Genomic DNA, 13,375 nt, shown 5'->3' with positions numbered 1-13,375 from the left:
GACAAACTCAAGACCCACCAAAACCAAACTGTGCCTAAGTCTCGTCTTCTGCGACGTCACTCAGACCTTCTTCACCCAGAAACTTTGCGAAATCGCTAGTTTCCTTGAAATCGCGATAGACCGACGCATAGCGGACATAGGCCACGTCATCGAGCGCCTTCAGCGCCTTCATGACCATCTCCCCCACAGTAGACGAAGGAAGTTCCGTCTCGCCCATGCTTTCGAGCTGTCGAACGATTCCATTGATCATGCGGTCAATTCGTTCGGCGTCCACAGGACGCTTCTGCATCGCCAGAGAAATTGATCTGACCAGCTTCTCACGATCAAACGGCGAGCGACGCCCGGACCGCTTGAGAATTGTCAGCTCACGCAGTTGAACGCGCTCGAACGTGGTGAAACGCCCACCGCACTCGGGACAGGCGCGACGGCGCCGGATCGCCGCACCATCTTCCGACGGGCGGCTGTCCTTGACTTGGCTTTCAGCGTGTCCACAGAACGGGCATCGCATGATCTAGCCCCCTCCGGCTGCGTCGAACCTATTAGTTGTAGATCGGGAAGCGTGCCGTCAAGGCCAGGACTTCCTCACGGACCTTGTCTTCAACCGCACCGTTGCCGTCGGCACCGTTCGCGGCAAGGCCGTTGATCACTTCGCCAATCAGTTCGCCAACCCGGGCAAACTCGGCTTCCTGGAAGCCCCGCGTCGTGCCGGCGGGCGTGCCGAGACGGATCCCTGAAGTCACGGTGAACGGTGCGGTGTCGAAGGGGACGCCGTTCTTGTTGCAGGTCATGTTGGCACGCTCGAGGCTGTGCTCGGCGTCTCGGCCCGTGACGGACTTGGGGCGAAGATCCACCAGCATGAGGTGGCTGTCGGTTCCGCCTGACACGATGTTCACGCCGGACTTGCCCAGAGCCTCAGCCAGGGCGCGGGCATTGGCGACAATCTGACGCGCATAGTCCTTGAACGCCGGCTGGAGGGCTTCGCCGAAAGCGACGGCCTTGGCCGCAATCACATGTTCGAGCGGGCCGCCCTGCAGACCGGGGAAAACTGCCGAGTTGACCTTCTTGATGATGGCTTCGTCGTTGGTCAGGATCAGGCCACCGCGAGGTCCCCTGAGGGTCTTGTGGGTGGTCGTCGTGACGATGTGGGCGTGCGGAATCGGGCTTGGATACACACCACCGGCGACGAGACCCGCGAAGTGGGCCATGTCGACCATCAGATAGGCCCCGACGCTGTCGGCGATCTCGCGGAAACGGGCGAAATCGATCTCGCGGCTATAGGCACTGCCGCCGGCGATGATCAGCTTCGGCTTCTCGCGCTGGGCAATCTCGGCGACGCTGTCGTAGTCGATCAGATGGTCCTGCTGGCGGACCGAGTAGGACACCGGCTTGAACCACTTGCCCGACTGATTGGCCGGTGACCCGTGAGTCAAATGGCCGCCGGCAGCGAGGTCCATGCCCAGGAAATTGTCGCCCGGCTGCAGCAGCGCCATGAAGACGGCCTGGTTGGCCTGCGAACCCGAGTGCGGCTGAACGTTTGCAAAGCCGGCACCGAAGAGGGCCTTGGCGCGCTCAATCGCAATGGTCTCGATCTCGTCGACAAACTCACAGCCACCATAGTAGCGCTTGCCCGGATAGCCCTCGGCATACTTGTTGGTCAGGATCGAGCCCTGAGCCTGCAGAACGGCCTTGGAGACGATGTTTTCGGAGGCAATGAGCTCGATCTGGTTCTGCTGACGCCCCAGCTCCAGACCGATCCGGTCAAAGATGTCACGATCGGTTGTTGCGAGATCCGCGCCAAAGAAGGCGTTCAGGTTCGAATTGGGTGCGGTCATGGACGCTCTCCAAGCGCTGCGGGGAGTCAGTTGCGCTCTCTTTAACCGCCTGCGCGCTGCGATCAATGATGGAACCCAAATCAACCCTGCACGTTCGGGACATGACCGGGCGGTGTTGCCGTTCGGGATCAACTTGAACCCGCGGCAGAAGAGACACACGCGATGGCGATGCAAGGCAGCGAGAGAGCTTCAGATTCCGGACGCTCTCCTGATTTCCTGGCGCTCAGTGCCGACATCGTTTCGGCCTATCTCGGCCAGAACACGGTATCGCGGACCATGATCCCCGACCTGATCCGGACGGTACACCAGGCGCTGGCCGGCCTCGCGGCAAACGACCTGATCCGAACGCCCGAGAAGGCAAAGCCTGCGGTGCCCGTCTCGCGCTCGCTGCATCACGACTACATCGTCTGTCTCGAGGACGGTAAGCACCTCAAGATGCTGAAGCGCTATCTTCGATCTCACTATGACATGAGCCCTGAGGACTACCGGCGCAAATGGGGCTTGCCACCGGACTATCCGATGGTCGCGCCCGCCTATGCGGCGCGACGCTCTGATTTTGCAAAGCAGATAGGACTGGGAAAAGGCGTTAGGCGCGGACGCTAGTCCATGTGCAGGAACAGCCGTTGCCCTGTTGATAGCCGTTCAGGGCAACGGCGAAGCTCTCATTCGGGCTGACGCCCAGGAAGAGCACCAACTGGCCGCTAGGCCGCGTGGCCACCCATCCGCGCCACATTGCAATGGGCCCAGAGCTTCTCCATCGCGCCGACCAGCTTGCGCATCATGTCGTCGGTATGGAACGGCGTCGGCGTGAACCTCAGACGTTCTGTACCACGCGGAACCGTCGGATAGTTGATCGGCTGCACATAGATGCCGTAGTCCGCCAGCAGCATGTCACTGATCAGCTTGGTGTGATTGGGATCCCCAACGAGGACCGGCACGATATGACTGTCGTTTTCCATGACCGGAAGGCCCGCAGCCTTGAACATGGACTTCAGGACCCTGGCGCGCTCCTGATGCGAGTCGCGAACGGCAGGCTGCTGCTTGAGCCACTTCACGCTCGCCAGTGCCCCCGCCGTCAGGGCCGGCGGCAATGAGGTCGTGAAAATGAAGCCCGATGCCATCAGTCGGATGGCGTCGATCACTTCGGAATCGCCGGTGATGTATCCCCCCATCACGCCGAAGGCCTTGCCGAGCGTCCCCTCGATAATGTCGATCTGGTCCATGACGCCGTCGCGCTCGGCGACGCCGCCACCGCGCGGGCCGTACATGCCGACCGCATGGACTTCGTCCAGATAGGTCATGGCCCCGTACTTTTTGGCCAGGGCCGCTGTCGCGCCGACATCGGCGATGTCGCCGTCCATCGAATAGACGCTCTCGAAGGCCACGAGCTTCGGCGCATCAACCGGAGCGGCCGCCAGCAGTTCTTCCAGGTGCGCCAGATCGTTGTGGCGGAAAATGTGCCGCTTTCCGCCGCCGTTGCGGATACCCGCAATCATTGAGGCGTGGTTCTGCTCGTCCGAGAAGATGATCAGGCCGGGCAGGATCTTGTAGAGAACGCTAAGGCTCGCTTCGTTCGAAACGTATCCCGAGGTGAACAGGAGGGCCGCGTCCTTGCCGTGCAAGTCGGCCAGTTCGGCCTCCAGCTCGACGTGATGATGGTTGGTGCCCGAGATGTTGCGGGTGCCACCCGATCCAGAGCCATGCTGATCGATCGCCGCATGCATGGCATCAAGAACAACCGGGTTCTGGCCCTGGCCCAGATAGTCGTTCGAACACCAGACAACGACTTCGTTTTCCCGGCCCTCGGGGCCGGTCCAGGTCGCACGCGGAAAAGCGCCGCGATGGCGCTTCAGATCGGCGAACACCCTGTAGCGACCCTCTTCACGGATCTGGCCAATGGCGGCGCTGAACGCGGATTTGTAGTCCATGGTGTTCTTGCTCGACCGCCTGACGACCCTCGCCGCCGGACAATCGGTCCCTTCTCGATACCCTGCGTTTCGCATGTGCCGGACGATGCTGTCCACATAAGGACCACTACTTAGACAACAGCAACAGGTCCTTCGTCACCCCAAAACAGGACTGCCCTGCGCCACTGCAGGCACTGGATGAGGTGCCGGACGTCAACGTGCGCCGCCCGGCTTGCGGAACTTGTAGATGAACTGATCGGTCTTGCCGCGAATTGACGGATCGAAAACACTGACATCGCGCTTGTCGGCGGGGTCTCGAAGGACCTTGCTCTCGCCCTCAAAAATGAAGCCGGCGGCTGTAACCTCAGACTTGACGACGGCAGCATCAATGCGGTGGAAACCTTCGGTATCCCTCAGACCACTTCCCGGCTGAGCAGAGTGGTCGATCACCAGATAAACGCCGCCCGGCTTCAGGGCCCGAAACACGGCCTTATTCACAGCGCCGAGGTCAGCGGGGCCCATGAACTTGTTGTGCATGTCATGATAGTTCTGGGCGGTGAAAACCAGATCCAGCTTTTCAGGTGCGGAGAAGCTCGGCAGCGTGTTCAGGATCACGGTGACATTGTGGAAGGCCGGATCGCGGGCGATGGCGTTCACCGCCGGCTCGCGCTTGGCCAGCTTGGTCAACTCGTCCGGCACATAGGCGAAGACCCGCCCCTTGGGGCCGACGGCCTTTGACAGGATCCGCGTGAAGTAACCGCCCCCCGGAATCAGGTCGGCCACCTTTGCGCCCGTCTTGACCCCAGCAAAGGCCAGGACCTCTGCCGGCATCCTGTCTGCATCGCGCGCCATGTCCGCAGCCGGACGGGCGGGATCGCTGATGGCGACGGCGATATTGCCGGGAATCTGGACGACCGATGCGCCCGAAGGCGGTGGCGGCGGAGGCGGCGGTCCCATGGGCGTCGTGGCGCAGGCGGCAAGGCCGAGCACGGCAACGAGACTGAGAAGCGGCTTGCGCATGGCATTCCTTCCGAACCGGACATGTTCTTGATTGCGCACACGTTAGCGCAGGCAATCCGCTACGTCAGCGGCGTCCACTCATCGGCCGCCGGCAGGGGCGCAAAAATCTCGTCGAGCATCGCCTCGGTTACCCCGGCAAGATCTGCGGGTGACCATCTCGGTTCATTGTCCTTGTCAACTATGACGGCCCGGACGCCCTCGATGAAGTCGGGCTTTTGCACCACCCTCGCGCCGATGCGATACTCCAGCGCCATGTGCTCGGCGAAATCCTCGGCCAGCGCCCCGCTCTGCAGTTGCCGGAACGCCACTTTGAGGGTCTGGGGCGACTTGGTCTTGAGCACGGCAAGTTGCGCCTTGCCCCAGTCGCTGGAGTCCATTTCCAGGAATTCGAAGATTTCCTCGACGCTTTCGCCGACGAAAAGCCGGTTCAGGTCCTGCTCGATGCTGGCCAGCGGAGCCTTACCGGCATCCGCCCGATACATCCGCAGGGTTTCATCGATCCGGCGATGATCCGCGATCACCTTCTTCTTCAGACCTTCGATCGCGCCGAACTCGACGAAATGAGTGGCAATCCCGAGGCGGAGGCAATCAGCGGCCTTGATCCGCGCCCCCGTGAGAGCCAGCCAGAGCCCGGCCTTGCCGGGCAGGCGCGGCAGATACCAGCCCCCGCCGACGTCCGGGAACAGACCGATCCCGGTCTCGGGCATGGCGAAGGTCGTTCGATCGGTCGCGATCCGGTAGTGGGCCGGCATCGAGATTCCGACACCACCGCCCATCACGACGCCATCCATAATCGCCACAACGGGGCGATCATAGGTGAACAGTAGGTGGTTAAGTCTATATTCCGTATGAAAAAACTGCCGCGCCGCTACACCGTCTCCAGCGCCGCTCTCGGCCAGCATCCGGATGTCACCACCCGCGCAGAAGCCGCGCTCGCCGGCATGGTCAATCATGACCATGTCGATCTCGGGATCGCCCTGCCATTCCAGTAGGGTGTCGATCATGGTCTCGCACATGCCCAAGGTCAGGGCGTGCAGCGCCTTGGGCCTGTTGAGGGTGATCCGGCCAACGTTTTTTTGAACGCGGACAATGATTTCGGCCGTATCGTTCAGCATGCGGGTTCCTCGACGGGTTCGCAGTCCAGGCGGTCGATCTGGCCACCGCTCAATCGGTACACCGCGTCTTGCGGCACGTCCTGGGCCAGGGTCTCCTCGCGCGACAGCCCGGCATAGGTACCGCGCAGCAGACGGCCGGCAATGCCGTGGCTGACCACGATCAGCCGACGGTCAGGCTCGGCGACCTGCCCGGTCAGCCAGTCGGAGACACGCGCCATGACCTGCTCGTAGGTCTCGCCGCCTGGCGCAGTGAAGAACCATTCGGGGCTTTTGAAGGCCTCGGGATTTTCGTGCTGCACGTCGGCATAGAGCCGCCCTTCCCACGCCCCGACCGTCAGTTCCATCAGCCGATCATCGAAGGCCAGATCCAGGCCGAGCCGGTCGGCGATCGCCTGGGCGGTATCGCGGGTCCGCCGGAGCGGGCTAGCGACGATCCGCCAGTCCGCTGACGGCTCGCGGGCGAGAAGGTCGAACAGCAGGTCGGCCATCGCAGCGGCCTGCAGGCGGCCCAGCGGCGTCAGGTCGGCTTCGGCCTGCCCTTGCAGGCGGCGGTCGCGGTTCCACTCGGTCTGGCCATGGCGGCAGAGATAGATCACGTCTGGTCCTGGGTTCGGCGGAGGCTGGACGTGGCTCTACTGCCGAAAGATCTCGCGCGCTATGATGACGCGCATGATCTCGTTGGTCCCTTCCAGGATCTGGTGCACCCGCAGGTCTCGTACGATCCGTTCCAGAGGATAGTCCTGCAGGTAGCCGTAGCCGCCATGAAGCTGCAGGGCGTCGTTGGCAACCTGGAAGCCGGCGTCGGTCGCAAACCGCTTGGCCATGGCGCAGAGCTTGGTGGCCTCAGGGTGACGGTTGTCGAGGGCGTGGGCCGCGTTACGAACCATCAGCCGCGCAGCCTCCAGTTCGGTGGCCATATCCGCCAGCTTGAACTGCAGAGCCTGAAACTCCTTCAACTGCCGCCCGAACTGGCTCCGGCTCTCCATATAGGCCTTGGCCGTATCCAGCGCGAACTGGGCCCCGCCCAGCGAGCAGGAGGCGATATTCAGGCGTCCGCCGTCCAGCCCCATCATGGCAAACCGGAAGCCCTCGCCCTCCTGACCGATCCGGTTGGCAACCGGCACCCGGCAGTCGTCGAAGTTCACCTGGGCCGTGGGCTGGGCGTTCCAGCCCATCTTGCGTTCATTGGCCCCGAAGCTGAGGCCTGGCGTGCCCTTCTCGACGACAAAGGCCGAAACGCCCTTGGCACCCTCGCCTCCCGTTCGGGCCATGACAACATAGATGTCAGAGACCCCGCCGCCGGAGATGAAGGCCTTGCCGCCGTTGAGCACATAGTGATCGCCGTCGAGGCGCGCCGAGGTTCGCATGTTGGCGGCGTCCGAACCTGAACCGGGCTCGGTGAGGCAATAGCTCGCGATCAGGTCCATGGTCGTCAGGCGCGGCAGGTATTTCTGACGCAGCGCTTCCGAAGCAAACCGGTCGATCATCCACGACGCCATGTTGTGAATGGTCAGATAGGCCGCTGTGGGGACATCGCCGTAGCTGAGCGCTTCAAAGATAATGGACGCATCAAGCCGGGAAAGCCCTGTGCCGCCGACATCCTCGTTCACATAGATCCCGGCAAACCCAAGTTGGGCCGCCTCGCGAAGCACGTCGACCGGAAAAAACTTCTCTTCATCCCAACGGGACGAGTGCGGGGCAAGCTGTCCCACAGCGAAGGCTTTCGCCGCGTCCTGGATGGCCAGTTGATCATCGCTGAGCGAGAAATCCATGCGCGATATCCTCCCGTGCAGGGCAGAACCGCCCCAGCCTTCTTGAACGTTGAACTGCCGTGCGGCAGGCCCTGTGTCAATGCGCCAGCGTCGCGCACAGGCTTTGGCCCGGTGAATGTCAGAATCCGCTTGATCCCGATCAAACACAGGATCAGCCTCAACTTTACAATGATTAGTTAGGCGTCCGAAAGAGGCGTCACCGGGAGAGAAACGCGACGCGGCCGTCAGGCCCGCCGCCAGCAGGAGTCGGGTCCAATGACAGAGACAGCCACACTCGCCAGGCCAGCAGATGCGACAGGGGTCGAGCACTTCGATGTCATCATCGTTGGGGCCGGAATCTCGGGTGTCGGCGGAGCCTACCACCTGACCCGGCAGCGGCCCGGCACCCGATTTGTCGTGCTCGACGCCCTCGGCGATTTCGGCGGCACCTGGCGCAGCCACACCTATCCCGGCATCCGGTCGGACAGCGACCTCTACACCTTCGGCTATCGCTTCAAGCCCTGGGTTGGTCCGCCTATCGCCAGCGCTGCGGAAATCCTGCGCTACATGGGCGAAGTGATCGAGGAAAACGATCTGGGCCGCCACATTCGATATGGCCACAAGATCACCCATGCCCGCTGGTCATCGAGCCAGAAGCTCTGGACACTGGAAGTGACCCGGAGCGACGGAAAGATCCTGACCTTCACGACGAACTTCCTGTGGATGTGCCAGGGCTACTACCGGCAGATGCAGGGCTACACGCCAGAATGGCCCGGCATGGGTGACTATGAAGGCCAGATCATCCATCCCCAGGAGTGGCCCGAAGGTCTCGACTACAGCGGCAAACGGGTCGTGGTCATCGGATCGGGCGCGACCGCCGCCACCCTGGTCCCGGCCATCGCCGGCGACTGCGCCCACGTCACGCTGCTGCAGCGCTCCCCCACCTATTTCGTGCCCGGTCGCAACGAGAACGACCTCGCCAACACGCTGCGGGAAATCCAGATCGACGAGACCTGGATTCATGAGATCGTGCGGCGCAAGGCCTTGTTTGATCAGGAGATGTTCACGCACCGAGCGGTCGCGGAACCTGACGTCGTAAAGGCCGAACTCCTGGAGGGTGTGAAGGCCTTCCTCGGTGAGGACTTCGACATCGAGAAGCATTTCACGCCGCGCTATCGCCCCTGGCGGCAGCGGATCGCCTTCGTCCCGGACGGCGACCTGTTCCAGGGCATCGCCTCAGGCCAGGCCTCGGTCGTGACCGACGAGATCGAGCGGTTCACGCCCAAGGGGCTGCTGCTGAAATCCGGCGAAACGCTTGAAGCCGACATCATCGTCACCGCCACCGGGTTCAATCTGAACGTCCTCGGCGACATCGCGTTCGAGATCGACGGAAAGCCCCTCACCTTCTCGGACACGATCACCTACCGGGGGATGATGTTCACCGGCGTTCCCAACATGATCTGGGTCTTCGGCTATTTCCGCGCCAGCTGGACCCTGAGGGCCGACCTGATCGGCGACTTCGTGTGCCGCCTTCTCGCCCACATGGAGGCCAGGGGAGCCAGCCAGGTCTCGGTCGCGCTTCGACCGGAGGACAAGGACATGAAGCTGGGCCCCTGGATCGACCCCGAAAACTTCAATCCCGGCTATCTGATGCGTGGCCTCCACCTCCTGCCCAAGGCCGGCGACAAGCCTGAATGGCGACATACCCAGGACTACTGGGCCGAGAAGGACGCCCTTCCGGCCATCGATCTGGATGTCGCAGCCTTCCACTATACGTGATGCAGAAGGCTTGATCAGCAATCGCCCGGTTGTCGCCCAGGCATGGCCCTGAAATCTGCTGTTACATGGATTGAATCGCCTTGGACGCCGCCAGCCTTGAAAAGCGGCGGCGTTTTTCACAAGTCTCGCCCTCTTGAAGGGGCGCTATCCAGGCAACATGCGTATTTTCAGATCCGGCCATATCGCACTGGCGGCCATGGCGGCCCTTGGCCAAGGGCCGGCCCATGCCGCCGAACCCAATGACGTGTCCCGCACCTATGGTGTGTGGCGCAATCCTCGGGACAGCGTCCACCTCGAGATCAAGAACTGTGGTGGCGAGACTTGCGGCGTCGTGATCTGGGCCAGCGCCAAGGCTCAGGCGGACGCCCGCAACAGCGGCTCGGAGAGCCTCATCGGCCAGAGGATCCTGCGGAACTTCGAAGCCCAGAAGAATGGATCGCTCAGCGGCCGGGTCTATGTCCCGACGCTCAGAATGACCTTCCAGGGCTCGGCCGAACTTCTGGACGGCAAGACCCTTCGGGCCAAGGGCTGCGTGATCGGCAATCTTCTCTGCAAGTCCCAGGTCTGGACCCGCATTGACGGGCCCTACGCCGTGGCCGACCGGACACCTTAAGGGGCAAAGTGCCTTGCCTCGCCGGCTCGCCCGCGCGAAACCAGAGGCATGACAACGCCCCCTCTTGCGCCCTATCCCGCCACCCGGCTTCGCCGTCTGCGTCAGTCTGACTGGACGCGCCGACTTGTCCGCGAGACCGAGGTGCGTCCCTCCGACCTGATCTGGTCGATGGTCGTGCACGAGGGCGAAGGCGTCATCCCGGTGGCGTCCATGCCGGGCGTCGAGCGACTATCGGTCAAGGAAGCCGCAAAGGCCGCCGTTCGGGCCCGCGACCTGGGCATCCCGGCCATCGCCATCTTCCCGCACATCGACGGGGCCCGGAAGGATGCCACCGGCTCGATCGCCGCCGATCCGGACGGCGTCATCCCGCGCGCGGTCAAGGCCATGAAGGACGCTGCGCCGGAGGTCGGCATCATGTGCGACGTGGCGCTCGATCCCTTCACCGACCACGGCCATGACGGCGTGGTCGAAGGGGGCAAGATCCTAAACGACCCGACCATCGAGCGCCTGATCGAGCAGGGCCTGATGCAGGCCGAGGCCGGAGCCGACATCCTGGCCCCGTCCGACATGATGGACGGCCGTATCGGGGCCCTGCGGTCCGCCCTTGAGGGGGCCAATTTCCAGGACGTGATGATCATGTCCTATGCCGCCAAATATGCCTCGGCCTTCTATGGCCCGTACCGCGACGCCATCGGCTCGGCCAAGCTCTCGGCCGGCCAGGGCGACAAGAAGACCTACCAGATGGACCCGGCCAATACCGAAGAAGCCATCCGCGAAGTCGCCCTCGACATCGCCGAAGGTGCCGACATGGTCATGGTCAAGCCGGGGATGCCGTATCTCGACATCCTGCGCCGCCTGGTCGACGAGTTCCGCATGCCCACCTACGCCTTCCAGGTGTCGGGCGAGTACGCGATGATCAAGGCGGCGGCCCAGAACGGCTGGATCGATCATGACCGCGCCGTGCTCGAAAGCCTCACAGCCTTCAAGCGTGCCGGTGCCGCCGGGATCATCACCTATTTTGCGCCCTGGGCAGCGGAGACGCTGGGGGCGTGACGCAAGGCATCATCGACATCGTCACCGCAGTAATTCGCAACGACGGCGGCAGGATGCTGGTGGTCCGCAAGCGTGGCACGGCGATCTTCATGAAGCCTGGCGGTAAACTCGAGCCGGGTGAGGATGACATCACCGCCCTCGCCCGTGAGCTTGACGAGGAACTGGGCTGCAAGTTGGTGAGCGCGGACCTGCTCGGGCATTTCGAGGCACCGGCCGCCAACGAAGCCGGCTTCACGGTCAGGGCCGCCACCTATCTGGCTCAGGTCGATGGCGAGATCGGCGTGAGCGCCGAGATCGAGGAGATGGCCTGGATCGACATCACCGATCCGGGCGAGATCCGTCTTGCGCCGCTTATGCGTGTGGTGCTTGCGGCCCTCTAGTCATTTGTTTTAACGCATTTTCTGACGACGAACCGGCCTCCACTTCGTCGGAAAATGCTCTAGGCGCCGCGCGCCGCCGCGTCCAGTCGCGCCTGCAGAATGCCCAGGGCCACTTCCCGCGCCCGGCCCGGCGGCTTGCCGAGCAGCTCGCCCAGTGGCGCGCCGAACAGGCCGACCCCCAGGGCGTAGGTAACGCAGCCCAAGATGAAGTCGCCCATCACCTCGGCGGAGACGCCGTCGATCTGGCTGATGCGCGCATCGATCACCTCCTGAACCGCGCCCCGGACGCCCGTCATCCGAGATGCCTCGCCGGTCAGCGCCAGCCAGGCGGCCAGGCGCGCTGCGCCCTGGGTCTCAAAGGCGTCGAACAGGGCAAGCATGCCTGCACCGGCGAAGGCCGCGCCCTGCCCCTCTGCCACGGTGATGGACAGCACATTGTCGACCAGCTGCCGGATCATCCGTTCCATCAGGGCGGTCTGGACACCGTCAATCGAACCGAAGTGGTGCAGCACGGTGGCGTTGGCCACGCCGGCACCCTTGGCCACCTCGACCAACTTCAGATCCTGTGGACCTGAGGCCAGCAGGATCGCCTCTGCGGCGGCCAGGATGTTGGCGCGTGACGCCTCGGGCGAACGGCGGTGCCGGATGCGGCAGTCAGAATTCTCTATTGACATTTTTGTCGGTAACGCCATTCTATCGTCAGACTTGAACATCCCATCCGTATCCCGAGGCAGGATCAAACACCATGGCACCGCCACGCAGCACCCCCGACGACGTCACCGTCATCCCCCGCGACCTCCACTTCGACACCCAGGCTGTCGGCAAGGGGGCATGGCTGGGCGGTGATGTGGTTGGCACGGCGGTGTTCAACGCCCTCTCCCTGACCTTCCCGGACGGCGAGCGCTTGTTCATGGACGCGGTCCGCCACTATCGCCCCAAACTGTCGGGCAAGCTGCTCGATGACGCCAAGGCCTTCATCACCCAGGAAGCCATCCACTCGCGCGAACATGTGGCTATGAATGGGGGTCTGGATCGCAGCCGCTATCCTGTGGCCGAGATCGAAGCCCAGGTGAGAGAACGCACCACCATGGTTCGGGGCCGTGGCCCGATGGCCATGCTGGGCGCAACCATCGCCCTCGAGCACTTTACCTCGATGATGGCCGACTCGTTCATGCGCAGCGACGACCTCTTCCGCAACACCGACCCCGAGATGACGCGGCTGTGGCAATGGCATGCCTTGGAAGAAACCGAGCACAAGGCCGTGGCGTTCGATGTCTTCCAGGAGATCACCAAGGGCTGGAAGCCCCTACAGCGCTACCGCCTGCGTGTCCGGGTCATGGTGCTGATCAGCATCATGTTCACCCGCAACATCACCGTCTATGCCAGCAAGCTCCTCGAGGCCGACGGCATGAAGCCGGGAGCCGCCCGCGCCAGGGTCCTGTGGTTCCTGTTCGGCCAGCCTGGCCTGTTCCGCCGCTGCGCGCGGGAATACTGGGCGTGGTATCGCCCGGGTTTCCATCCGTGGGACCATGATAACCGTGAGCGACTGGCCACCGTGCGTGACCAGTTCGCGCCCGCGATCGCTGCGGAATAGTCTACAGGCGCTCGCCGCGGACGCGCTCGACGATCAGCGCGGCCGCGGCCCCTGAGGCATAGGCGACCAGGTCGACCGGATCAAAAACACCGCCCAGGATGGTTCGCGCCAGCCGATTGTGCTCCAGGCCAAGCACCGCAAGCATGTGGAAGTACTGGGCCAGTTCAATGGCTACAGCCAGGGCGAGCGCCCCCGCCGCTGCGGTAACCGGCCTCAAAGGCAACAGCCAACGCGCCCCCAGATACACCAGCACCACCGCCAGGGCGTCGCCGAAGTAGGGACGGATGAGCGCATCATCCACGAACACCGCGATGCCGATCTCAATGGCGAG

The 13,375-nt window shown here is 63.2% G+C and carries 15 protein-coding genes; 6 read left to right on the top strand and 9 right to left on the bottom strand.

What is annotated here, in order from left to right:
* Window positions 1-34 precede the first annotated feature (34 nt).
* Both nrdR and glyA read right to left on the bottom strand, forming a co-directional pair.
* Complete coding sequence (nrdR, locus tag DBR10_RS03645; protein ID WP_108490134.1) at window positions 35-508, bottom strand: transcriptional regulator NrdR; 474 nt, start codon at window positions 506-508, stop codon at window positions 35-37.
* A 31-nt stretch (window positions 509-539) separates the two neighbouring features.
* Window positions 540-1,832 (bottom strand): serine hydroxymethyltransferase, encoded by a 1,293-nt coding sequence (glyA, locus tag DBR10_RS03640; protein ID WP_108506119.1) that lies wholly within the window; start codon window positions 1,830-1,832, stop codon window positions 540-542.
* A gap of 162 nt (window positions 1,833-1,994) precedes the next feature.
* On the opposite strand from glyA, the gene DBR10_RS03635 reads away from it, so the two are divergent.
* Complete coding sequence (locus DBR10_RS03635) at window positions 1,995-2,435, top strand: MucR family transcriptional regulator (RefSeq protein WP_108487503.1); 441 nt, start codon at window positions 1,995-1,997, stop codon at window positions 2,433-2,435.
* A gap of 98 nt (window positions 2,436-2,533) precedes the next feature.
* On the opposite strand, the gene hemA is transcribed toward DBR10_RS03635, so the two are convergent.
* The 5 genes from hemA to DBR10_RS03610 form a co-directional block, all read right to left on the bottom strand.
* Window positions 2,534-3,760, bottom strand: a complete 1,227-nt coding sequence (gene hemA, locus DBR10_RS03630) for a 5-aminolevulinate synthase (RefSeq protein ID WP_108506118.1) — start codon at window positions 3,758-3,760, stop codon at window positions 2,534-2,536.
* A 192-nt stretch (window positions 3,761-3,952) separates the two neighbouring features.
* Entirely contained in the window at window positions 3,953-4,759 is an 807-nt protein-coding gene (locus DBR10_RS03625; RefSeq protein WP_108506117.1) for a class I SAM-dependent methyltransferase, read from the bottom strand.
* A gap of 59 nt (window positions 4,760-4,818) precedes the next feature.
* The gene (locus DBR10_RS03620; protein ID WP_369831758.1) at window positions 4,819-5,874 is read right to left on the bottom strand and encodes an enoyl-CoA hydratase/isomerase family protein; all 1,056 of its coding nucleotides are present in this window, start codon (window positions 5,872-5,874) and stop codon (window positions 4,819-4,821) included.
* Window positions 5,868-6,470 carry a histidine phosphatase family protein gene (locus tag DBR10_RS03615; RefSeq protein ID WP_108506116.1) on the bottom strand — a complete coding sequence of 201 codons (603 nt, stop codon included), beginning with the start codon at window positions 6,468-6,470 and terminating at the stop codon, window positions 5,868-5,870. Before DBR10_RS03615 ends, DBR10_RS03620 begins: the two co-directional genes overlap by 7 nt.
* Window positions 6,471-6,506: 36 nt before the next feature.
* Window positions 6,507-7,646, bottom strand: a complete 1,140-nt coding sequence (locus DBR10_RS03610) for an isobutyryl-CoA dehydrogenase (RefSeq protein WP_108506115.1) — start codon at window positions 7,644-7,646, stop codon at window positions 6,507-6,509.
* A gap of 255 nt (window positions 7,647-7,901) precedes the next feature.
* On the opposite strand from DBR10_RS03610, the gene DBR10_RS03605 reads away from it, so the two are divergent.
* The 4 genes from DBR10_RS03605 (at window position 7,902) to DBR10_RS03590 (ending at window position 11,450) form a co-directional block, all read left to right on the top strand.
* Window positions 7,902-9,404 carry a flavin-containing monooxygenase gene (locus tag DBR10_RS03605; protein ID WP_108489794.1) on the top strand — a complete coding sequence of 501 codons (1,503 nt, stop codon included), beginning with the start codon at window positions 7,902-7,904 and terminating at the stop codon, window positions 9,402-9,404.
* Window positions 9,405-9,561: 157 nt separating this feature from the next.
* Window positions 9,562-10,017 carry a DUF2147 domain-containing protein gene (locus tag DBR10_RS03600; protein WP_108489795.1) on the top strand — a complete coding sequence of 152 codons (456 nt, stop codon included), beginning with the start codon at window positions 9,562-9,564 and terminating at the stop codon, window positions 10,015-10,017.
* A 48-nt stretch (window positions 10,018-10,065) separates the two neighbouring features.
* The gene (gene hemB, locus DBR10_RS03595; RefSeq protein WP_108489889.1) at window positions 10,066-11,070 is read left to right on the top strand and encodes a porphobilinogen synthase; all 1,005 of its coding nucleotides are present in this window, start codon (window positions 10,066-10,068) and stop codon (window positions 11,068-11,070) included.
* The gene (locus DBR10_RS03590; protein ID WP_255579975.1) at window positions 11,067-11,450 is read left to right on the top strand and encodes an NUDIX hydrolase; all 384 of its coding nucleotides are present in this window, start codon (window positions 11,067-11,069) and stop codon (window positions 11,448-11,450) included. Before hemB ends, DBR10_RS03590 begins: the two co-directional genes overlap by 4 nt.
* Window positions 11,451-11,509: 59 nt before the next feature.
* Here DBR10_RS03590 and DBR10_RS03585 read toward each other — a convergent pair whose 3' ends face one another.
* The gene (locus DBR10_RS03585) at window positions 11,510-12,124 is read right to left on the bottom strand and encodes a TetR/AcrR family transcriptional regulator (protein ID WP_233243249.1); all 615 of its coding nucleotides are present in this window, start codon (window positions 12,122-12,124) and stop codon (window positions 11,510-11,512) included.
* Between the two features lie 71 nt (window positions 12,125-12,195).
* Here DBR10_RS03585 and DBR10_RS03580 point away from each other — a divergent pair, with 71 nt between their 5' ends.
* On the top strand, window positions 12,196-13,044 hold the full coding sequence (locus DBR10_RS03580) for a metal-dependent hydrolase (protein ID WP_108506114.1): 849 nt from the start codon (window positions 12,196-12,198) through the stop codon (window positions 13,042-13,044).
* Between the two features lies 1 nt (window position 13,045).
* Here the strand turns inward: DBR10_RS03580 and DBR10_RS03575 are convergent, their stop codons facing one another.
* Window positions 13,046-13,345 (bottom strand): ribosomal maturation YjgA family protein, encoded by a 300-nt coding sequence (locus tag DBR10_RS03575; RefSeq protein WP_233243247.1) that lies wholly within the window; start codon window positions 13,343-13,345, stop codon window positions 13,046-13,048.
* Between the last annotated feature and the right edge of the window lie 30 nt (window positions 13,346-13,375).

It is taken from the genome of Caulobacter sp. HMWF025, from assembly GCF_003060965.1.
Classification (GTDB): domain Bacteria; phylum Pseudomonadota; class Alphaproteobacteria; order Caulobacterales; family Caulobacteraceae; genus Caulobacter.
This window is presented reverse-complemented; position numbering and strand designations above follow the sequence as displayed.